Origin of the sequence: Rhodopseudomonas sp. P2A-2r (genome assembly GCF_026015985.1) — a bacterium.
GTDB lineage: Bacteria > Pseudomonadota > Alphaproteobacteria > Rhizobiales > Xanthobacteraceae > Tardiphaga.
Genome location: NZ_CP110389.1, coordinates 4,693,756 through 4,714,116, shown reverse-complemented (window position 1 = coordinate 4,714,116; position 20,361 = coordinate 4,693,756). Strand labels below are relative to the sequence as shown.

15 protein-coding genes and 2 pseudogenes are annotated in these 20,361 nt (G+C 64.4%); 7 read left to right on the top strand and 10 right to left on the bottom strand.

Annotated features, from left to right (window positions below):
• Positions 1-5: 5 nt before the first annotated feature.
• Positions 6-716 (bottom strand): DUF2147 domain-containing protein, encoded by a 711-nt coding sequence (locus ONR75_RS22835; protein WP_265079249.1) that lies wholly within the window; start codon positions 714-716, stop codon positions 6-8.
• 124 nt (positions 717-840) lie between these two features.
• Between ONR75_RS22835 and hpnO the strand changes: the two genes are divergently transcribed.
• The gene (hpnO, locus tag ONR75_RS22830) at positions 841-2,232 is read left to right on the top strand and encodes an aminobacteriohopanetriol synthase HpnO (RefSeq protein WP_265079248.1); all 1,392 of its coding nucleotides are present in this window, start codon (positions 841-843) and stop codon (positions 2,230-2,232) included.
• A 20-nt stretch (positions 2,233-2,252) separates the two neighbouring features.
• Here hpnO and ONR75_RS22825 read toward each other — a convergent pair whose 3' ends face one another.
• The 6 genes and pseudogenes from ONR75_RS22825 to ONR75_RS22800 form a co-directional block, all read right to left on the bottom strand.
• A complete protein-coding gene (locus ONR75_RS22825) occupies positions 2,253-3,005 on the bottom strand; it encodes an anti-sigma factor family protein (protein WP_265079247.1) in 753 nt (250 codons plus the stop codon).
• Positions 3,002-3,562, bottom strand: a complete 561-nt coding sequence (locus ONR75_RS22820; protein WP_265079246.1) for a sigma-70 family RNA polymerase sigma factor — start codon at positions 3,560-3,562, stop codon at positions 3,002-3,004. Before ONR75_RS22820 ends, ONR75_RS22825 begins: the two co-directional genes overlap by 4 nt.
• 79 nt (positions 3,563-3,641) lie before the next feature.
• Positions 3,642-3,971: a cupredoxin family copper-binding protein gene (locus ONR75_RS22815; RefSeq protein ID WP_265079245.1), complete on the bottom strand. Its 330-nt coding sequence runs from the start codon at positions 3,969-3,971 to the stop codon at positions 3,642-3,644.
• A gap of 10 nt (positions 3,972-3,981) precedes the next feature.
• Positions 3,982-4,926, bottom strand: coding sequence for a metallophosphoesterase family protein (locus ONR75_RS22810; RefSeq protein WP_265079244.1), 945 nt, complete (start codon positions 4,924-4,926; stop codon positions 3,982-3,984).
• Positions 4,927-5,052: 126 nt separating this feature from the next.
• Complete coding sequence (locus tag ONR75_RS22805) at positions 5,053-5,961, bottom strand: alpha/beta fold hydrolase (RefSeq protein ID WP_265079243.1); 909 nt, start codon at positions 5,959-5,961, stop codon at positions 5,053-5,055.
• A pseudogene (locus ONR75_RS22800) lies at positions 5,958-7,576 on the bottom strand (GMC family oxidoreductase). The gene ONR75_RS22805 and the pseudogene ONR75_RS22800 overlap by 4 nt, the downstream one beginning before the upstream one ends.
• Before the next feature lie 161 nt (positions 7,577-7,737).
• Between ONR75_RS22800 and ONR75_RS22795 the strand changes: the two are divergent.
• Both ONR75_RS22795 and ONR75_RS22790 read left to right on the top strand, forming a co-directional pair.
• Positions 7,738-8,913, top strand: coding sequence for a M20 aminoacylase family protein (locus ONR75_RS22795; protein WP_265079242.1), 1,176 nt, complete (start codon positions 7,738-7,740; stop codon positions 8,911-8,913).
• Between the two features lie 136 nt (positions 8,914-9,049).
• Complete coding sequence (locus ONR75_RS22790) at positions 9,050-9,547, top strand: ferritin-like domain-containing protein (protein WP_265079241.1); 498 nt, start codon at positions 9,050-9,052, stop codon at positions 9,545-9,547.
• 158 nt (positions 9,548-9,705) lie between these two features.
• Here ONR75_RS22790 and ONR75_RS22785 read toward each other — a convergent pair whose 3' ends face one another.
• On the bottom strand, positions 9,706-11,142 hold the full coding sequence (locus ONR75_RS22785) for a UdgX family uracil-DNA binding protein (protein ID WP_265079240.1): 1,437 nt from the start codon (positions 11,140-11,142) through the stop codon (positions 9,706-9,708).
• 188 nt (positions 11,143-11,330) lie between these two features.
• Positions 11,331-12,572 carry a putative DNA modification/repair radical SAM protein gene (locus ONR75_RS22780; RefSeq protein ID WP_265079239.1) on the bottom strand — a complete coding sequence of 414 codons (1,242 nt, stop codon included), beginning with the start codon at positions 12,570-12,572 and terminating at the stop codon, positions 11,331-11,333.
• 171 nt (positions 12,573-12,743) lie between these two features.
• Here ONR75_RS22780 and ONR75_RS22775 point away from each other — a divergent pair.
• From ONR75_RS22775 to ONR75_RS22765, 3 genes and pseudogenes are all read left to right on the top strand, one after another.
• Positions 12,744-13,540 (top strand): annotated as a pseudogene (locus tag ONR75_RS22775) (ImuA family protein).
• On the top strand, positions 13,437-15,002 hold the full coding sequence (locus tag ONR75_RS22770) for a Y-family DNA polymerase (RefSeq protein ID WP_265079238.1): 1,566 nt from the start codon (positions 13,437-13,439) through the stop codon (positions 15,000-15,002). Before ONR75_RS22775 ends, ONR75_RS22770 begins: the two are co-directional and overlap by 104 nt.
• 54 nt (positions 15,003-15,056) lie before the next feature.
• Positions 15,057-18,398 (top strand): error-prone DNA polymerase, encoded by a 3,342-nt coding sequence (locus tag ONR75_RS22765; RefSeq protein WP_265079237.1) that lies wholly within the window; start codon positions 15,057-15,059, stop codon positions 18,396-18,398.
• Positions 18,399-18,567: 169 nt separating this feature from the next.
• Here the strand turns inward: ONR75_RS22765 and ONR75_RS22760 are convergent, their stop codons facing one another.
• Positions 18,568-19,047 (bottom strand): Lrp/AsnC family transcriptional regulator, encoded by a 480-nt coding sequence (locus ONR75_RS22760; protein ID WP_265079236.1) that lies wholly within the window; start codon positions 19,045-19,047, stop codon positions 18,568-18,570.
• A 138-nt stretch (positions 19,048-19,185) separates the two neighbouring features.
• Here ONR75_RS22760 and ONR75_RS22755 point away from each other — a divergent pair, with 138 nt between their 5' ends.
• The gene (locus ONR75_RS22755) at positions 19,186-20,205 is read left to right on the top strand and encodes a 1-aminocyclopropane-1-carboxylate deaminase (protein ID WP_265079235.1); all 1,020 of its coding nucleotides are present in this window, start codon (positions 19,186-19,188) and stop codon (positions 20,203-20,205) included.
• Positions 20,206-20,361: the final 156 nt, after the last annotated feature.

Sequence of the window (20,361 nt, the reverse complement as noted above, 5' to 3'; positions counted from 1 at the left end):
GCCGATCAGCGCGCGGGGCGGGCAATTTCCGGCAGCAGGCAGATATCGCCGATATCGGCGGGCTGCCCGGTCGCAGCCGTCGCGGCCGCGGTCTTCGGAGTAGGGGCCTTGGACCCGGCTGCTGCGGTGGTCGGCGCCGCCTTCGGGGCTGCAGCAGCAGCCGGGGCCTGACCCGCGGCGGGCGCTGCAGGCTTCGGCGCCGTGCCGGTGATCCGCGCTATGATGCCCGGCTTGGCAGGCGCCGGTGTTGCGGCGCCCTTGGGTGGGTTGGTGGGGCTGGAGGGAATCGGCGGGCTGACGCGGGTCCAGGTCTGGCTGCCGCACAGCGGCCACACCAGGCAGCCCTCGATCTCTAGTTCGTCCGGGCCCTTCGGGCGAATGGTCGCGTCATAAAGCTTGCCGGAGTCCTTGGCGTCGTAGACCTTGCCCTTCCACTCATCGGCCTTGGGATTCTTCTTCATGTCGATCAGCGTCACCATGCCCAGCGTGGGCCGATTCCGCTTCGATACGTCGGGATTGTTCTTGTCGATGCCCCCGACACGCTTTTCCCAGGACACTGCTCCCCACATACTGCCATTGCACTCGGCCACGCGGATGTTAGCTACACCGTCTTCGACCTGCCAATCTCCCGTCGGGTCGGTGGCGTGCGCCGGCGTCAGCCCGGCCGAGACAAGGCCTGCCGAGAAAAGAATTCCGCAGTAAATTGAGTGCCGCATGGTAAAGTTGAAGCGCTGCAACATGGTTAAGGCCTATGCATAAGTAGCTGTTTTCGGCAAAGTCAAATCGCCGCATTCAAGGTTTTCAGTTGACGAAACGATCTTCAACCGACGTAAGTATCTCATGCTATATCCGAATCTAGACGTTTCCGAGATGTTTGTTGACCGGCAGGCGCAGCGCAGCACGATGCATGCGCGTCACCTCAATGAACAACTGGTGCGAGTGCTCAAGACCATCGGCTATGATGTCGGCTTCCAGCGCGGAACCGGCCAGTACCTGTTTGATCGCGACGGTGCCCGCTACCTCGATCTATTGAGCGGTTTTGGCGTTTTTGCGATTGGTCGGAACCATCCCGTGTTGCGTCAGGCGCTGAAGAGCGTGCTCGACGCCGACATGCCCAATCTGGTGCAACTGGACCTGTCCACCCTCGCGGGTATTCTGGCTGAGCGCCTGCTGGAACATACGCCCTATCTTGACAAGGTATTTTTCGCCAATTCCGGCGCCGAAACCGTCGAAGCGGCAATGAAATTCGCGCGCAACGCGACCGGGCGAAATGATATTCTCTATTGCGACCACGCCTATCACGGCCTGTCCTATGGCGCGCTGTCGCTGACCGACGATTCGAATTTTCGCGGCGGCTTCGGCGCGTTGCTGCCGGGCTGCAGCTCGGTGCCGTTCAACGACCTCGAGGCGCTGGAAAAGGCGCTCTCGACCAAGCAGGTGGCAGCCTTCATCGTCGAGCCGATCCAGGGCAAGGGCGTCAACATACCCACCGACGAATTCCTGCCGGGCGCTGCCGCGCTGTGCCGCAAATATGGCACGCTGTTCATCGCGGACGAGATCCAGACTGGTCTGGGCCGCACCGGCAAGTTCCTGGCCATCGAGCACTGGAATGTCGAACCCGACATGGTGCTGCTCGCCAAGGCGCTGTCCGGCGGCCATGTGCCGATCGGCGCTCTGCTGACCCGCAAGAGCATCTTCGACAAGATCTTCAACCGGATGGACCGCGCCGTGGTGCATGGTTCGACCTTCGCCAAGAACGACCTGGCGATGGCCGCGGGCATCGCCACGCTCGAGGTCATGAAGCACGAGCGGCTGGTGGAGAATTCCGCCAAGCGCGGCGCCGAATTGCGCCTTGCGTTGCAGAACATGATCCCGGGCTTCGAACTGCTGAAGGAAGTGCGCGGCAAGGGCCTGATGATCGGCATCGAGTTCGGCCCGCCGAAGTCGCTGCGGCTGAAGGCCTCGTGGAATATCCTGGAATCCGCCAACAAGGGTCTGTTCTGCCAGCTCATCACGGTGCCGCTGTTCAAGGAACAGAAGATTCTCACCCAGGTTTCCGGGCACGGCAGTCACACTATCAAGTTGCTGCCGCCACTGACCATCACCGAAGCCGACAGCAAGTGGATCGAGACCTCGTTCGAGACCGTGATCGCCGACAGCCATCGCGTGCCCGGTGCGATCTGGTCGCTCGGCAAGACGCTTGTCGACAACGCTGTCCGCAAGTCCGCCTGATCGTCAGGTTGCGTGATCCGTCACGCCGCGTGCATCGCGCTTTCGAACTTCTGGCCGAAGTCCGATAGCTCCTCGACGCCGAGATCGCTGACCGCCCAATAGTTCAAACCGCGGTCGCTCCAGCGCCTGATATTGAATCCCTGCACCGTTTCGATCCGCGCCGCGTGCGGCTCCGCGCTGGCCGCCGGCGCCACGAACAGATTGATCACGTGGGTGCGCCGGCGATAGACGATGGCGCCGACGGCGCGGCCGTCAATGGTGTCGAGCCGGCCGCCGATCAGGGTGAAGCCCTGTGCCGTCAGATCGATCACCGGCGGCGCCACGTCGAGGCGACCGTTGAACCACGGCTTGACAGTGTGCTGGTCGCTCGACAGCACGTCGGTGAGATGCCCGGCCTGCAGCGAACGCAGATGCGCCGAGACCACGTCGGAGGCGATGCGCTGCTCGCCGTTGTCGCGCAGGACGATGGCAACGAGTCCGGTCGCAGCGAGCGCCGACACCGCCGATCCCATGGCAAAACCCTTCAGCACCGCGCGCCTGTCGCTGACGCGGGGCTGCGGCAGCGCGGCCTCGATCCGCTGCCGCAGCCGCGGCGACGCCGTGAAGCGCAGGTCGCCGGACGACAGGGCGTTCTTCATGTCGCGCGCCATGCGCAACTCCGCCTGACAGCGCGGGCAGCCGGCAATATGCGTCTCCACTGCGCTGGCGTGGACAGCGTCGAGTTCGCCGTCAACCAGCGCATGAATGAGGATCTCCGCCTCGTCGCAGGTCATGTCTTGGGCTCCTCTTCGGCGATCCAGGCGGCCCGCAGCAAAGCGCGGCCTCGGGCGAGGCGCGACATGACGGTGCCCACGGGGGCATCGACGATGTCCGCGATCTCGCGATAGGACAGGTTTTGGACCTCGCGCAGCACGAGAGTTTCGCGAAACGGTTCGGCGAGTGCGGCGACGAGGCGGCGGACGGTGGCGGCATTCCGGCGCCGCAGCAACTGGGTCTCCGGCGTGTCCTGCGCCTCATGCCACAACGGCGCGGCATCGCTCTGCTCGTCCGCGACGTCTTCGACCGCGGCCGGCGCGCTGGCACGACGGGCGAATTCGGCATTGCAGACATTGCGCAGGATCGCCAGCAGCCAGGGCCTGATCGCCGGCCCGCGAAAACTGTCAAAGTGCTTCAGCGCGCGCAGATAGCATTCCTGCACGGCGTCTTCGGCGGCATCGGCGTCGCGCATCAGGTAGCGCGCCAGCGTGTAGACGTCGTCGAGATGCGGCAGCGCGGCGTCGCGAAACCGCCGCGTCCGGTCCGGATCGTTGGCCTGTGCGTTCAGCGGCATCGTTCTGTCCGTGGCAGCCGGTGCCCGGCCGGTGGATGACCACCGTCCGGGCATCGTTTTGATGCCTTGCTTTGCACCGCTACTCAACCTTGATCGTCCCGGTCATGTGCGGATGCAGCGAGCAAAAATACGTGTAGTCGCCCGTGCTGGTGAAGGTGAACGAGAAGCTGTCGTCGGTATCCAACGCCTTCGACTTGAACTTGCCGGCCGAGACAACGGTATGCGGGATGTCGTCCTGGTTTTTCCAGGTCACGGTGGTGCCGACTTTCACGCTGAGCGCCGCTGGCGCAAAGGTGAAGTTGTCGATGGTGACCTGGACGGTTTCGCAGCGCGCCGCGCTGATCTGGGACGCCAGGACCGCGGCCACGGCGCCGCGGATCGCGAGAGTGCGCAAAGTCAGGAACGTCATGCTGTTGTCCTCAGCCTTGCAGCGGGGTGTCGATGATGGCGAGACGTTGGTCGCCGGGCTTGAAGATGACGCTGGCGATGCCGAGCAGGCCGCGCAGCTTTTCGTCCGCAACCTTCATCGGGCCGGGCGAGGGCGCGATGCCTGGCGTGCCCTGCGGAAAGGCCGTGGAGCGCGCGGTGTGGAAGGTGACGTTGCCCTCGACCTTCTGCATTACCTGATGGATGTGGCCGTTGAGCACGGTCACCGAGCCGAAGCCCTTGAGATAGTCGAGCGCGCGCGCGCCGTCCTCGGTGCCCCAGCCCCAGGTCGGATAGACCGCCCATAGCGGAATATGGGCGAATACCACGATCGGCGTCGATTTCGACTTTCCGCGCAGGTCGTCCTCGAGCCAGGCCTGTTGCTCGGCGCCGAGATTGCCGAGCCCGCCGGCCTTGAGGTCGACCACGTTGACGAGGCCGATGAAGTGCACGCCGTTGGCATCGAAGGAATACCAGCCGGCGCCCTTGCTGCCGCGGCCGTAGCGCTCCTTGTACAGCTTGACCTCCTCGTCGATGAAGTCGTGTTCGCCCGGCACATAATGCACGTCGAGCTTCGCCTGCGAGATGATGCGGTCGGCGTCGTCGAATTCCGACGCCTTCGACAGATGGGTGATGTCGCCGGTGTGGATCATGAACGACGGCTTCACCGGCATCGCTTTGATTTTGCCGATCGCCTCTTCGAGGGTGCCGATGGCGTTGGGATTGGCCGGTTTGTCGAAGCCGATATGGCTGTCGCTGATCTGCAGGAAAGTCAGGCCGGTGGGTTCTGCGGCCTGTGCCGAGTCGACCAGCCCGAGCGAGCGCGGCACGCCGCCGGAAATGGTCCACAGCACGCCGGTCCCGGCCCAGGTCATGCACTCCAGCACCTTGCGGCGGCTGAGGCGGGGGTCGTCATGGTCGTGATCGAAGGCGCTCATCGCAAATCTCCATCACCCTTGATTGGGTCACGGGGACTGGATCGGCCGGGCCGGCGGTTTATTCCCGGGCAGGGCCGCACGATGCGCGAAAACGCCGGCGCGCCGATGACGATCGCGTGAACGGTATCAGCCGGCCTCGGCCGCGAAAGCGTGTAGTGCGCGCAGCAGCAGTGCCGGCGCCTCCTGGGCGACGCAGTGGCCGACGCCTTCGAATGTGACGCGGCTGGCGCTCGGCATCAACCGGGCAGCGCGCGACGCCATGTCCTTGTAGACCGACCAGGAGGTCTCGGCGGTGGCGATGCGCACCGGGCAATCGATCTCGCCGAGCCAGCCGAATGGATTGCCGCTGTGGTCGCCGCGATAGACCTGCTCCATCGCCTCGAAGATCGGCAACAGTATCGCGGATTCGACCTCCGGCCTGCAGAGCAGTTGCACCCGACCGTCCGGAAGCCGCCGGAAGCCGTGCGCGATGTAGGCATGCAACGCCGGATCGGTCCATTGCGCGAAGGCGGGCGCCGCGCGATAGCGCTGAAAGGCGGCTGCGGTGCTCGCAAATTCGGACTGGCGGCGCAGCACGCCTTGCACTGAAGCCGCGCTCTGGTCGCTCAGCCGGGCATCGTCGCCGGGATAAGCGGTCGGATCCATGATGGTCGGCTCCATGACGAACAACCGCGTGAAGCGCCCGGGCAGCAACTTCGCGGCGAGCAGCAGGTCGGTGGCGCCGGCGCTGTGTCCGATGCCGTAGATGCCCGACAGGTCGAGCGCCTCGATCGTCGCGCAGACGTCGCGGGCAAAATCCACGAAGTGGTAGCGGCCGGGCTTGTCGCTGGCGCCGTGGCCGCGGCGGTCCAGCGCGTAGACCGTATAGCGCTCGGCAAGCCCGTGGGCGATCTCGTCCCATGTCTCGGCAACGAAGCTGGTGCCGTGCAACAGCAGCGCCGGCGGCTTGTCGGTGGCCTCGCCCCAGCGCAGCGCAGCGATGCGCACGCCTTCGCTATCGACCCACAGCCGATGCCGCTGCAGGCCGACGGTCATCGCGCATCCGCGACAATCATCGCCGCGCCCTTTTCGGCGATCATCGCGGTGGGCGTATTGGTATTGCCCGAGGTGATGGTCGGCATGATGGAGGCGTCGACCACGCGCAGCCCTTCGATCCCGTGGAGTCGCAACCGCGCGTCGACCACGGCCATCGGATCGGTGGCTGCGCCCATCTTGGCGGTGCCGACCGGGTGGAAGATGGTGGTGCCGATGTCGCCGGCGGCCTTGGCCAGCGACGCCGCGTCGTCGCCCACCGAGGGACCGGGCAGATATTCTTCCGGATGGTAGGCCGCCAGGGCCTGCTGCTTCATCAGCCGCCGTGTGGTGCGGATGGCATCGGCGGCGACCTCGCGGTCTTCGTCGGTGGACAGGTAATGCGGCGCGATTGCCGGCGCGTCGTCGGGCTTGCCGGAGCGCAGCCGAATGGTGCCGCGCGAGGTCGGCTGAAGGTTGCACGCGCTGACCGTGATCGCCGGAAAGCGATGCAGGGGATCGCCGAACTTGTCGAGCGACAGCGGCTGCACATGAAACTGGATGTTGGCGCGCTCGCGGTGCGGATCGGAGCGGGTGAAGATGCCGAGCTGCGACGGCGCCATGGTCAGCGGTCCGCGCCGGCGGAAGGCATAGTCGAGTCCCATCAACCCGCGCCGCATCAGGTTGTAGTAGGTCTCGTTCAGGGTGCGCACGCCGGAGACTTTGTAGATCGCGCGCTGCTGCAGATGGTCCTGCAGATTGCGGCCGACACCGGGACGGTCGAGCACGGTGTCGACGCCGGCGGCGGCCAGCCAGTCCGAGGGACCGATGCCCGAGCGTTGCAGCAGATGCGGCGAGCCCACCGCGCCGGCACACAGGATGACTTCGCCGCGGGTGCGGACCTCTTTGTCACGCCGTCCTGGGTGAAGCGCACGCCGACCGCGCGGCCGTTCTCCAGGATCAGGCGATCGGCCATGACGCCGGTTTCGAGGCGCAGGTTCGGCCGGTGCAGCACCGGCTTCAGGAAACCGCGCGCCGACGACCAGCGCCGGCCGCGCTTCTGGTTGACGTGGAAATAGCCGATGCCTTCATTGTCGCCGGTGTTGAAATCGGAGGTTTTGCGGATGCCCATTTCGGCGGCGGCGTCGGCGACCGCGTCGAGCACCTTCCATGACAGCCGTGGCGCCTCGATGCGCCAGCCACCGCCGGTCGAATGATGTTCGCTGTTGCCGAGGAAGTGGTCCTCGAGGTTCTTGAACGCCGGCAGCACGTCGTCCCAGCCCCAGCCGTCGAGGCCGAGTTGGCGCCAGTGGTCGTAGTCGGCGGCCTGGCCGCGCATCGAGATCATCGCGTTGATGGCCGACGAGCCGCCGATCACCTTCCCGCGCGGATAGGCGAGGGAGCGGCCGTTGAGGCCCGCTTCCGGCTCGGTACGGAACATCCAGTCTGAGCGTGGATTGCCGATGGCGAAGAGGTAGCCGACCGGGATGTGGAACCAGATCCAGTTGTCGCGGCCGCCGGCTTCCAGAAGCAGAACCCGCTTGCCGGGGTCGGCCGACAGCCGGTTGGCGACGATGCAGCCGGCCGTGCCGGCACCGACGACGATATAGTCGAAATCACCTTCAAGCTGTGTCGTCATCGTCTCCATCCGCCCACGGTCGGATCGCCGGGTCGGAAGCCCATAGCCTTGTCGCGGCCGGCTGTACAGCGTCCCTGCCATGAGCGAGGCGGTTGGGCGGGTGGCACGTAACGTGCTAGACAGACGGGGTAATCCCGCAAATGTCCTTCGAGAACTGAATCATGCCCATCATCAATCGCCTCGCCGATCTGCAACCGGAAATCATGGCGTGGCGCCGCGACCTCCATGCCCACCCCGAACTGCTGTACGACGTCCACCGGACATCGGCCTTCGTCGCCGAGCGGCTCAAGGCGTTCGGCTGCGACGAGGTGGTGACCGGCATCGGACAGACCGGCGTGGTCGGCGTGATCAAGGGCCGCCGGCCGGCGAATGGCGGCGAGGTCAAGGTGATCGGGCTGCGCGCCGATATGGATGCGTTGCCGATCGAGGAAGAAACCGGGCTGGACTACGCATCCAAGACGCCGGGCAAGATGCACGCCTGCGGCCATGACGGCCACACCGCGATGCTGCTGGGCGCGGCGCAGTATCTCGCCGAGACCCGCAACTTTGCCGGCGACGCGGTGGTGATCTTCCAGCCGGCCGAGGAGGGCGGCGCGGGCGCCGCCGCCATGATCCGCGACGGGCTGATGGATCGATTCAAGATCGACCGTGTCTATGGCATGCACAACGGCCCGAACCTTCCGATCGGCTCGTTTGCATTGCGGCCCGGCCCCATCATGGCGGCGATGGACGTCATCACCATCGAGATCGAGGGCGTCGGCGGCCACGCCGCCTATCCGCACAACACCATCGATGCGGTGTCGGTCGGCGCGCAACTCGTGGTCGCCCTGCAAACCATCGTGTCGCGCAGCGTCAACCCGCTGGAATCCGCGGTGCTGTCCATGTGCGCATTCAATGCCGGCACGGCCCACAACGTCATCCCGGCCACGGCCACGCTGAAGGGCACTGTCCGCTCGCTCAAGCCACAGGTGCGGGACCTCATGGAGAAACGCATGAACGAGGTGGTGGCCGGCGTTGCGCTGCAGACCGGCGCCAAGATTGTGCTGCATTATGACCGCGGCTATCCGGTCGTGGTCAACCATCCCGCGGAAACCGAGATGGCCGTACAGGTCGCCAGCGAGGTGGCGGGCGCCGCCAACGTCAACGCCGACATGATCCCGATCATGGGGGCCGAGGACTTCGCCTATATGCTCGAAGCCCGACCCGGCGCCTTCATCTTCTGCGGCAACGGCCCCAGCGCCGGCCTGCATCACCCCGCCTACAATTTCAACGACGATGCCATCGTGTTCGGTACCTCGTACTGGGTGAAGCTGGTGGAGACCACGCTGGCCGCGTGATCCTGCTTTGTGCGGTGCCGTACATGAAAAGTGTCGAACTACACTTTTTTCGTCACGGCATCGCAGCCACAGGAACCAAAAACATAAAGTGCCGTTGGGGAGGCGGAGCAACCTGCTACCGCAACGGAGTAATGTCATGGCCGAGAAGAACAAGGACCTCAACGATCTCTTCCTCGATACGTTGAAGGATATCTATTTCGCCGAAAAACAGATCCTCAAGGCGCTGCCGAAGATGGCGAAGGCCGCCACGTCCGACAAGTTGACTGCGGCCTTCGAAAAGCACCATGACGAAACCGAAGGCCAGGTCGAGCGTCTCGAGCAGATCTTCGAGCTGCTGGGCAAGCCGGCGCGCGGCAAGACCTGCGACGCCATCATGGGCATCCTCGACGAGGGCAAGGAAATCATGGACGAGTACAAGGGCACCGAGGCGCTCGATGCCGGCCTGCTCGCCGCTGCGCAAGCCGTCGAACACTACGAGATTTCCCGCTACGGCACGCTGAAGCAGTGGGCCACCCAGCTCGGCATGAAGGATGCGGTACGTCTGCTCGACCAGACCCTGCAGCAGGAAAAGAAGACCGACGTTGCCCTGACCACGCTGGCCGAGGCTTCGGTGAACACGGCTGCGGCGGCTTAAGCCTACCTCAAACACAGTTGTCATCGCCCGCGAAAGCGGGCGATCCAGTAAACACGGCAGCCGCTGCTTCGGCACAGGCGGCGGTGTGTACTGGGTCGCCTGGTCCAAGCGCGCAGTTGCGCGCTAGGCCGGGCGATGACAGGCGTGTGTATGGTAAGTCACGCCGCCTGATTTTTCCTGAGATGCTCTGCGACGATGCGCAAGTCATCCACAAAGTGCGCATACTCCCGTGCCTTGGCCTCCTCATCGGGCAGCCGTAGCAAATAGGACGGATGCACCGTCACCAGCACGCGGGTGCCATCGTCAATTTCGATAATGCGACCGCGGCTCTTGTTGATCGGCGTGGCCTTGCCGAACACGCTGTGCGCCGCGGTGGCCCCCATGGCAACGACCAGTTCCGGCTTCACCGCAGCCTTCTCGCGCTCGTACCACGGCCGACAGGCCTTGATCTCTGCGGCGCTCGGCTTCTGGTGCAGGCGAAATTTGCCGCGCAGCACGAATTTGAAATGCTTGACCGCATTGGTGACATAGACCTTGCCGCGGTCGATGCCCGCTTCCTGCAGCGCGCGGTCGAGCATTTGCCCGGCCGGGCCTACAAAGGGTTTCCCCGCGAGGTCTTCCTTGTCGCCGGGCTGCTCGCCGACCATCATCACCGTGGCGTGCGGCGGGCCTTCGCCGAACACGGTCTGCGTGGCGTCTTTCCACAGATCGCAGGCGCGACAATGGCTGGCTTCATCGCGCAATGCGTCTACGCTGTCGCTGTTCGCATGGGCTGTTCTTGTCATTGGCGCCTCCCGACGCTGCAGTTTCTTCGGTTCGGTGGGGTCGGCTGCGATCATCGCACCGCTCAGCCGTTCGGCCTCCGCGATCAGCGGCTTGATGAGGACCGCTTCGGGCAGGTTCTTCCAGTATTTCTTCGGCATCTCCGACTGCATCGCCTTGGTCTTCAGCCGCGCCGGATTGAAGATGCTGGCGTAGTAGGTCAGCCATGTCTCCTCCAGGCGATCCTCCGATGGCGCGTCGCTCTTCGGCACGCCCGGCGTGATGGAGATGGCATGGCCATCCCAATGCGCGCAGACGTCCGGCGTCAGGATCGACCATGCCATGTCGGCGAAGCGTCGTGCAAAGAACGGCGCGGTGGCCGCGACGATGTGATGCGCCGGTTCGAACCAGGCGACGTAGCGCGATTTCGGCTCGCGACCGATCTCGCGAAACCGTACGAAGGCCTTCATCTTGTGCCGGTCGCGGTGCATCGCCTTTGCTAGGGCCTGCAGTTTTGCCACGTCCGGATCTGTCGCGACCTGCAACAGATCGTGGCTGGACCGCAGCCGCCACAGCACGCGGTAGAGCAAAGCGAAGCGTTCGGGATCGCGGTTGAGGATGACGGATTTTGCGAGGTCGACGAAAGCGGCCGGTACGCTGAAGGTGCCTTCACCCGCCTCGAGCGGAGCTTCATGGGACGCGAACAATTCCTGCTCGTCGTCGCGCACCGACCACGTCACATCGGCCGGCTTGATACCGTTGAAGATCAGCGCCCGCGCCGCGCTGCGCCAGCCGTCGAAATCGGTGTCGCTGTCGAGGGAAATGAAATGCATTGAAAACTCTCAACCATCAAAGCTGCCACAAACTCTCCGTCATCCTGAGGTGCCGTCGCGCAGCGGCGGCCTCGAAGGATGGGCCGCAAGCGCTGAACACCCATCCTTCGAGGCTCGCCGTGGCGGCGGAGCAAGAGCTCCGCCGCCACGGCGAGCGCCTCAGGATGACGGGAGAATGTGCGGCGCTATTAGAATCCAAATCCCAGTTGCCTCGCCTTCGGCCTGAACCGCTCCGCTAGCCCTGCGCTGTCCAGCACGGATGTCGCCGGCCGGTGGTCGGGGAGAACGATGAACGGCAGCGCCTTGTTCCTGATAATGTGTAGTTTGGCGAGGTCGCCGATGCGGATCGACGAGAGCCGGCGTGTGGCAATGATGCGATCGACGGCCCTGGCGCCGAAGCCGGGCACGCGCAAAAGTTCTTCGCGACTGGCACGGTTGACGTCGAGCGGGAAGCGTTCGCGGTGGCGCAGCGCCCAGGCCAGCTTCGGGTCCATCTCCAGCGATAGCATGCCGTCATCGGCATCGACGATCTCGTCTGACGCAAAGCCGTAGAATCGCATCAGCCAGTCGGCCTGGTACAGCCGGTGTTCCCTGATCAGCGGCGGCGCGCGCAGCGGCAGCGAACGGCTGGCATCGGGAATCGGGCTGAAGGCGGAGTAATAGACGCGCTTCAGCCGATAGGAGCCGTACAAATTGGCCGAGGTCGAGATGATGGTCTGGTCGGTCGCGGCATCGGCACCGATAATCATCTGCGTGCTCTGGCCCGCAGGCGCAAAGCGCGGCGCGACGTTGCCCCTGGGCGTCACCTTGCGGCCTTCGCGGGCTTCGTCGAGTTTCAGGCGTAGCTGGCCCATGGTGCGGCGAATGGCGTGCACGTCCTTCTCCGGCGCCAGCCTGGCCATGCTGTCTTCCTCGGGCACCTCGATATTGATGCTGAGCCGATCGGCATACTTGCCGGCTTCGGTGATCAGCGCCTCGTCGGCCTCCGGAATGGTCTTGAGATGGATGTAGCCCTTGAAGTGATGCTCCTCGCGCAGTTTTCGCGCGACAGCGACGACCTGTTCCATCGTGTAGTCGGCGCTCCTGATGATGCCCGATGACAGGAACAGGCCTTCGATATAATTGCGCCGATAGAAGTCGAGCGTCAGCGTGACGACTTCATCGACGGTGAAGCGAGCGCGCGCCACGTTGCTGGAGGCGCGGTTGACACAATACAGGCAATCGTAGTTGCAGGCGTTGGTGAGCAGGATCTTCAGGAGCGAGATGCAACGGCCGTCCGGGGCATAAGAGTGGCATATTCCCATACCGGCATCCGTCGAGCCGATGCCACGGCCATCGCGGGAGTCCTTTTTCTCGCTGCCGCTTGAAGCGCAGGACGCGTCGTATTTTGCGGCGTCGGCCAGGATCGCCAGCTTGCGTTGCACGTCCATTGCAAAATCCCTTTGATTCCATTCGCGAAAAAATCTGCGTGCCGGAGGGCGGTCGATCCCGATTGACTCTGCCGGCCGTCTTAGCTTTATATTAGAACATATCATGAACAAATGAGCCAATCATTGGTTCTCCCGGAACCCGTGATGCCAACATCTGCAGAGGAGCGGCGCATGAGCGGCGCGCGCACGGACACGCTTGCGCATTTGCGCGGGCACATCGAGCGCATGGAGAGCCATGGCGATGCGCAGGCAAAGGATCGCCTGCCGCGCGTGGCGCTCGGCCATGCCGAGGCCGATGCAGCTTTGCAGGGGGCCTCGCGCTCGGCGCGCTGCACGAGGTGTTCGCCGAGGGACGGCAGGGCGCCGCGGCGACAGGCTTCATCGCCGGCCTGGCGCGGCGGGTCTCGATGCTGCGACCGCTGCTGTGGGTGCGGCAGGATTTTGCGCAGATGGAAACCGGCGCGCTCGACATGAGCGGCTGGGCCGAACTCGGCCTCGATCCGCGCCTGGTGGTCACCGTGCGCGCGCCGGACGGCGACACCGCGCTGCGCATCGCCGCCGATGCGCTGGCCTGCGATGCGCTCGGCACCGTGGTGCTGGAAGTGTGGGGCGAGGCGCGGCAACTCGATCTCGTCGCCAGCCGGCGGCTGACGCTGGCGGCGCGTGCCTCGGGTGTCACCGGACTGCTGCTGCGCATGGCGGCGGTGCCGTCGCCGTCGACGGCGGAGACGCGGTGGATCGTGCGTTCCGCGCATTCGCCGCCGGCGTTGCCCTGGCAGGCATGGGGCGCGCCCGCGCTCGATGCCCAACTGGTTCGCAATCGTCATGGCCCCAACGGCCACTGGATCATGGAATGGAAGTGTGATGAGTGCCTTTTCCGTGAAGCGCCGCATTCTCAGCCTGTGGCTGCCGCGGCTGTCCACCGATCGCCTGCAGCGCGCCCGCGTGCGCAGCGGCGCGCCGGATAACGCCCAGCCGTGCCTCGTGGTGGCGAAGCACAGCAATGCGCTGCAGATTGTCGCGCTGGATGACGCTGCGGCGCGGCTCGGACTTGACGTCGGCTTGCCGCTGGCCAATGCCCGCGCGGTATGCCCGGAGGTTCAGGTCTACGACGCCGATCCCGCCGCCGACCGGCTGCTGCTCGATCACATCGCCGACTGGTGCGACCGCTTCACACCGCTGGTGGCGCTCGATGCGCCGGATGCGCTGTTCCTCGACATCACCGGCTGCGCCCATCTGTTCGGCGGCGAGGCGGCCTTGATGCAGATGCTGTGCGGCACGCTGATCGCACAGGGGTTTACGGTGAGCGCGGCGATCGCCGGGACCTCGGTGTGCGCGCGCACGCTCAGCCGCCATGGCCATGGCCGCATCGTTGCCGACGGCGAGGAGGCCAGGGCGGTCAAGCCGTTGCCGGTGTTCACCCTCGGCGCCGACGACGCCATCACACGCGGGCTGCGCCGCGCCGGTCTCAAGACGATCGGCGATGTCGCTGCGCGCGGCCGTCACGAGATTGCCGCGCGGTTCGGCGCCGGCTTCACCGCGCTGCTGGAGCAGGCGCTGGGACAATCGGATGCGCCGATATCCCCGCGAAAACCGCTGCCGGATTACATCGTCGAAAAACGCTTTCCCGAGCCGGTCGCCACCGACGGCGTGATCGCGGCGACGTTATCCGGCCTCGCCCGGATGCTGATCGACGCCATGGACAAGCAGGGCAAGGGCGCGCGGCGGCTGGAGGCCAGCTTCTTCCGCACAGACGGCGCGGTGCGCAGCATCACGGTGGAGACCGGGCAGGCCGTGACGAAAGTCGCGGTGATCGAGCGCCTGTTCCGCGAACGCATCGATGCCATCTCCGATCCGCTCGATCCCGGCTTCGGCTTCGATCTCATCCGCCTGTCTGCGGGCCGCACCGAGATCGTGGTGCAGCAGCAGCGCGATCTCGACGCCAACGTCCACGACAACGATGAGCTGGCGGCGCTGGTCGATCGCATCGCCGCGCGGGTCGGCCCCCGCCGCGTCATGGTGCACCTTCCGGTCGAGACCCACATTCCCGAACGCGCGGTGTGGGCGGCGCCGGCACAGCACCATCTCGCCGCGGCCTCGCAGGCGGTGTGGCCGGCCCGCACTCCGGACGAGCCGCCATTGCGGCCGCTGCGGCTGTTCGAGCGCCCAGAGCCGATTGATGTCGGACTCGTCGAAGCGCCCGACAAGCCGCCGAAACATTTCACTTGGCGGCGCGCCTTTCACCGGATCGTCCATGTGGAAGGGCCCGAGCGGGTCAGTATGGAATGGTGGCGTGCGCAGGACGCGATGCCGACCCGCGATTATTTCCGGATCGAGGATGAAGCCGGCCAGCGCTTCTGGCTGTTCCGCGATGGCCTGTATGGCGAAGTGACCGAACCGAAATGGTTCATGCACGGACTGTTCGCATGAAGATTCTGGAAGGCGGTGCTTCGTTTACCCTCCCCTCCAGGGGAGGGTAGAAAAATGACCCCCGGCTATGCCGAGATCGGCGTCACCAGCAATTTCTCGTTTTTGCGCGGCGCCTCGCATCCGCAGGACTATGTGCACCAGGCCAGCGAATATCGGCTGCATGCCATCGGCATCGCCGACCGCAACACCTTGGCCGGCGTGGTGCGCGCCTATGCCGAGCTGGACAACAAGGACCTGGGCTACAAGCCGAAGCTGCTCATCGGATCGCGCTTGGTGTTTACCGATGGCACGCCGGATCTGCTGGCCTATCCGTGCGACCGCGAGGCCTATGGTCGGCTGTGCCGGTTGCTCAGCCAGGGCAAGTTGCGCGCCGGCAAGGGCGAATGCGATCTGCAGCTCGGCGATCTCGCCGAATTCAGTGAAGGGCTGCTGCTGGTGCTGATGCCGGCCTATCGCCTCGATGCAGAGGCGACGCAGCAGACGCTCGACGCCTTGTCGCGGCTGCCCGCGGATGGCGTCTGGCTCGGCGCCAGCCTGTTCCACCGCGGTGACGACAAGCGCCGGCTGGCCAAGCTGCATCGCATCGCATCGACCGCACGCGTGCCGGTTATTGCGACCAACGATGTGCTCTATCACGCCTCTGACCGCCGCATGTTGCAGGATGTGGTGAGCTGTATCCGCGAGAAGACCACCATCGAAACCGCCGGCCGGTTATTGGAGATGAATGCGGAACGGCATCTGAAACCGGCTGCGGAGATGGCTCGCTTGTTTCGCGATTATCCCGACGCGATCCACGAGACGGTGCGCTTTGCTGAGCGCATTTCGTTTTCGCTCGAGCAGTTGCAATACCAGTATCCCGACGAGCCCGTGCCAGCAGGAAAAACCGCGCAGCAGCATCTGGAGGATCTGACCTGGGCCGGCCTGAAAAGACGTTTTCCGAATGTGTATGACGAGAAGCTCGAAGCCACCTTGAAGAAGGAGCTTCGCCTCATCGCCGAGCTCGACTACGCCCATTACTTCCTGACGGTTCATGACATCGTACAATATGCGCGCGGCCAGAACATCCTGTGCCAGGGGCGGGGATCCGCGGCGAATTCGGCGGTCTGCTACATGCTGGACATCACCGCGGTCAATCCGGCCGAGGTGAATTTGCTGTTCGAGCGCTTCATCTCCAAGGAGCGGCTGGAGCCGCCGGATATCGACGTCGATTTCGAGCACATCCGGCGCGAGGAGGTGATGCAATACGTCTATCGCCGCTATGGCCGTCATCGTGCGGCGATCATCGCTACCGTCATTCACTACCGGCCGCGCTCGGCGATCCGCGATGTCGGAAAGGCATTGGGTCTGACCGAGGATGTCACCGCGGCGCTGGCCGATACCGTGTGGGGAAGCTGGGGAACGGGCCTTAACGAGATGCAGGTGAAACAGGCCGGGCTCGATCCGCACAATCCGATGATCGGGCGTGCCATTGCGCTGGCCACGGAGCTGATCGAGTTTCCCCGCCATCTGTCGCAGCATGTCGGCGGCTACGTGCTGACGCAGGACCGGCTCGACACCTATGTCCCGATCGGCAATGCCGCGATGGAGGACCGTACCTTCATCGAATGGGACAAGGACGACGTCGCGACCATGAAGATGATGAAGGTCGACGTGCTGGCGCTGGGCATGCTGACCTGCATCCGGAAATGTTTCGACCTGATCCAGCTGCACAAGAACCAGCGCTTCGAACTCAGGGACATCAAAGCCGAAGCCGAGGATGCCAGGCCGGTTTTCAAAATGCTTCAGCGCGGTGAATCGCTCGGCGTCTTCCAGGTCGAAAGCCGCGCGCAGATGAACATGCTGCCGCGGCTGAAGCCGAAGACGTTCTACGACCTGGTCATCGAGGTCGCCATCGTGCGGCCCGGCCCGATCCAGGGCGACATGGTGCATCCCTATCTCAAGCGACGCTCCATGAGGGAGGAGGATATCGAGTATCCTTTTCCCAAGGGCGGCAACAGGAACGAGCTGCGTGACGTTCTCTGCAAGACCCTTGGCGTGCCGCTGTTCCAGGAACAGGCGATGCGGATTGCCATCGAAGCCGCAAAGTTCACGCCGGAGGAGGCCAACGGACTGCGGCGTGCGATGGCGACATTCCGCAACATGGGCACGATCGGCACGTTCGAAGCCAAGATGGTCGGCAACATGATCGGGCGCGGTTACGATGAGGCGTTCGCCAGGAACTGTTTTGAACAGATCAAGGGCTTTGGCAGTTACGGTTTTCCGGAAAGCCATGCCGCCAGCTTTGCCCAGCTGGTCTATGTCTCGTCATGGCTGAAGCACTACCATCCGGACGTGTTCTGCTGCGGCCTGCTGAATTCGCAGCCGATGGGGTTCTACGCGCCGTCGCAGATCGTGCGCGATGCCCGCGAGAACGGTGTCGAGATCGGGGCTATCGATGTCTCCTTCAGCCACGGACAGAACACGCTGGAAGATCATGGCCGGAGATATCGCGACGTCCGCCTCGGCTTCCGCCAGATCGACGGTTTCAAATGGGCCGATCCCGACGAGGCGCGGGTACGGGAGGAGGCTGGCAAGCCTCCAGAAGAAGACTGGGCCAAGCGCATCGTCGATGCGCGCATGAAGAAGCTTTTCACCTCGCTGGAGGATTTTGCCCGCGACACCGCGCTGCCGAAGCGGGCGTTGATCCTGCTGGCGGACGCCGATGCATTCCGCTCCATCGGGCTGGATCGCCGCGCGGCGTTGTGGGCCGTCAGGCGGCTGCCCGATGACGTGGCGCTGCCGCTGTTCGAGATCGCCAGCGCGCGCGAGCAGCCCGACGAAAACGCGCAGCCGCTGCCGCAGATGCCGTTGCCCGAGCAGGTCGTGGCCGACTACCAGACCATTCGGCTGTCGCTGAAAGGCCATCCGCTGGAATTCCTGCGCGAGAGGCTGGCGGCCAAGGGGATTGTGACCTGCGCATCGATTGCTCACGTCAACGATAGAAAGCGGGTGCGTTGTGCCGGCGTGGTGCTGGTGCGGCAGCGGCCGGGCAGCGCCAACGGCGTGGTGTTCATGACGCTGGAGGACGAGACCGGCATCGCCAATGTGGTGGTGTGGCCGGCGATCATGGAGCAGTTCCGCAAGGAGGTGATGGGCGCGCGGCTGGTCATGGTCGAGGGGCGGATCCAGAGCAGTCCGGAAAAGGTGGTGCATCTCGTCGCCGAACGGCTGTTCGACTGCTCGGAGGATCTGAAGCAGTTGAGCAATGAAGCGCTGGGCCGAAATTCAGACTTGCTGACCGGTCCGCCCGCCGAGCCGCTCAACGACGACCGTCGCGAGCATCCCGACACCCCCGCGCAAAAAATCCGTCATCCCCGCGATGTCCGGATCCTGCCGCGGTCGCGGGATTTTCACTAAGGTCTGCTTCAGTCGTTGGACTCGTGTCCCGGACGCGGTGCAGCGCTCTTGCGCTGCTCCGCAGATCCGGGACCCATTGAAATGAAAGAGTGGGCCCCGGATCTGCAACGCACCACGCTGCAAAGGCAGCGCGTTGCGCCGCGTCCGGGGCACGATCTACGCCGGATCGTTAAAAATCCAGCGGCCGGTTGTCGACGACTTCCTTCATCACGAAAAACGTCCGGGTCTGGCGCACGCCGGGCAATGCAATCAACTGCTCGCCGTGCAGCCGGTTGAAATCGGCGATGTCGCGCGCGCGGATCTTGAGGAAGAAGTCGAAGTCGCCCGCCACCAGATGGCAGTCGAGCACGAAGGGCAGCTTGGCGATGGCGGCCTCGAAGATGGCGAAGCTTTCCCGGGTCGAGCGGTCGAGCACCACGCCGACCATCACCAGCGTGCCGCGGCCGACTTTCTCCGGCGCGATCTCCGCCCTGACCGAGCGGATGACGCCGTTGTCGAACAGTCGCTGGGTGCGGCGGTGGCAGGTCGCGGCACTGGTGCTGGTGGCCTTGGCCAGATCGGCGTTGCTCAGCCGCCCGTCGCGCTGCAGCCGATGCAGGATCTTGCGGTCGATCCGGTCCAGCAAAATGTCGTCGGAAGAATCTTCCATATAATTCCATTTGATGGATGTTATTTATAGATATTCTTGCATCTGCGGACCAAGAAGTAAATCAGATCCAGTTATTCGAGAGCACCTTTCGCGGCCAATATGCTAATTTTCGGGCCTGCATCACCCCCGGAGATCGACATGCTGAGACTGGACAAGTTCGAACGCTACAAGCTGACCTACGGCCCCACCCCGATCGAACATTTGCCGCGGATGACCGAGGCACTGGGCGGCAAGGTGCAGATCTACGCCAAGCGCGACGACTGCAACTCCGGCCTGGCCATGGGCGGCAACAAGCTGCGCAAGCTCGAATACATCGTGCCGGACGCCATCGCGTCGAACGCCGACACGCTGGTCTCGATCGGCGGCGTGCAGTCCAACCACACCCGACTGGTAGCGGCGACCGCTGCCAAGATCGGCATGAAGTGCGTCGTCATCCAGGAGAGCTGGGTGCCCCACGAAGACGCCGTCTATGACCGCGTCGGCAACATCATGATGACGCGCCTGATGGGCGCCGACAGCCGCATTGTTGACGACGGTTTCGACATCGGCATCCGCAAGAGCTGGGAAGACGCCATCCAGTCGGTGAAGGATGCCGGCGGCAAGCCCTACGGCATTCCGGCCGGCGCGTCGGTGCACAAGCTCGGCGGCCTCGGCTATGTCGGCTTCGCCGAAGAGGTGCGTGCCCAGGAAGCGGAGATGGGCATCAAGTTCGACTACATCATCGTCTGCGTGGTCACGGGCTCGACCCAGGCCGGCATGATCGTCGGCTTCGCTGCCGACGGTCGCGCCGACCGCGTCATCGGCATCGATGCCTCCGGCACGCCGGAGCAGACACGCAAGCAGGTCCGCGAGATCGTCGACAACACCGCCGAACTGGTCGAACTCGGCCGCAAGGTGCGCGACGACGAGATCGTCATTCTGAATGACTACGCCTATCCGGCCTACGGCGTGCCGAGCCACGAGACCAGCGAGGCGATCCGCTTCGCCGCCAAGACCGAAGCCATGATCACCGACCCGGTCTATGAGGGAAAGTCGATGCAGGGCATGATGGATCTCGTCAAGAAGGGCTACTTTCCCGACGGCTCCAAGGTGCTCTACGCCCATCTCGGTGGCGCCCCCGCGTTGAACGGCTACAGCTACACCTACCGCAACGGGTGATCCGAGACGGGAGAGGGGGACTATCGCGTGAAACTCCGGCTCCCCCTCACTCGAAGCCTCGCTGGCGCTCGGCTTCACCTCTCTCCGCAAGCGGGGAGAGGTGAAGCCCAATCCCATCTTGAATCCTTATCCCGTTCAGCAATCGTTCAGCCAGGC

What these genes read in the sequence shown, in the direction of transcription:
- ONR75_RS22805 (WP_265079243.1), bottom strand. Translation starts at nt 5,961, where the DNA reads ATGACCGTCGGCCTGCAGCGGCATCGGCTGTGGGTCGATAGCGAAGGC.
- ONR75_RS22770 (WP_265079238.1), top strand. Translation starts at nt 13,437, where the DNA reads ATGAGTGCCTTTTCCGTGAAGCGCCGCATTCTCAGCCTGTGGCTGCCG.
- ONR75_RS22760 (WP_265079236.1), bottom strand. Translation starts at nt 19,047, where the DNA reads ATGGAAGATTCTTCCGACGACATTTTGCTGGACCGGATCGACCGCAAG.
- ONR75_RS22820 (WP_265079246.1), bottom strand. Translation starts at nt 3,562, where the DNA reads ATGCCGCTGAACGCACAGGCCAACGATCCGGACCGGACGCGGCGGTTT.
- ONR75_RS22810 (WP_265079244.1), bottom strand. Translation starts at nt 4,926, where the DNA reads ATGAGCGCCTTCGATCACGACCATGACGACCCCCGCCTCAGCCGCCGC.
- ONR75_RS22835 (WP_265079249.1), bottom strand. Translation starts at nt 716, where the DNA reads ATGCGGCACTCAATTTACTGCGGAATTCTTTTCTCGGCAGGCCTTGTC.
- ONR75_RS22790 (WP_265079241.1), top strand. Translation starts at nt 9,050, where the DNA reads ATGGCCGAGAAGAACAAGGACCTCAACGATCTCTTCCTCGATACGTTG.
- ONR75_RS22780 (WP_265079239.1), bottom strand. Translation starts at nt 12,572, where the DNA reads ATGGACGTGCAACGCAAGCTGGCGATCCTGGCCGACGCCGCAAAATAC.
- ONR75_RS22825 (WP_265079247.1), bottom strand. Translation starts at nt 3,005, where the DNA reads ATGACCTGCGACGAGGCGGAGATCCTCATTCATGCGCTGGTTGACGGC.
- ONR75_RS22765 (WP_265079237.1), top strand. Translation starts at nt 15,057, where the DNA reads ATGACCCCCGGCTATGCCGAGATCGGCGTCACCAGCAATTTCTCGTTT.
- ONR75_RS22785 (WP_265079240.1), bottom strand. Translation starts at nt 11,142, where the DNA reads ATGCATTTCATTTCCCTCGACAGCGACACCGATTTCGACGGCTGGCGC.
- ONR75_RS22815 (WP_265079245.1), bottom strand. Translation starts at nt 3,971, where the DNA reads ATGACGTTCCTGACTTTGCGCACTCTCGCGATCCGCGGCGCCGTGGCC.
- hpnO (WP_265079248.1), top strand. Translation starts at nt 841, where the DNA reads ATGCTATATCCGAATCTAGACGTTTCCGAGATGTTTGTTGACCGGCAG.
- ONR75_RS22755 (WP_265079235.1), top strand. Translation starts at nt 19,186, where the DNA reads ATGCTGAGACTGGACAAGTTCGAACGCTACAAGCTGACCTACGGCCCC.
- ONR75_RS22795 (WP_265079242.1), top strand. Translation starts at nt 7,738, where the DNA reads ATGCCCATCATCAATCGCCTCGCCGATCTGCAACCGGAAATCATGGCG.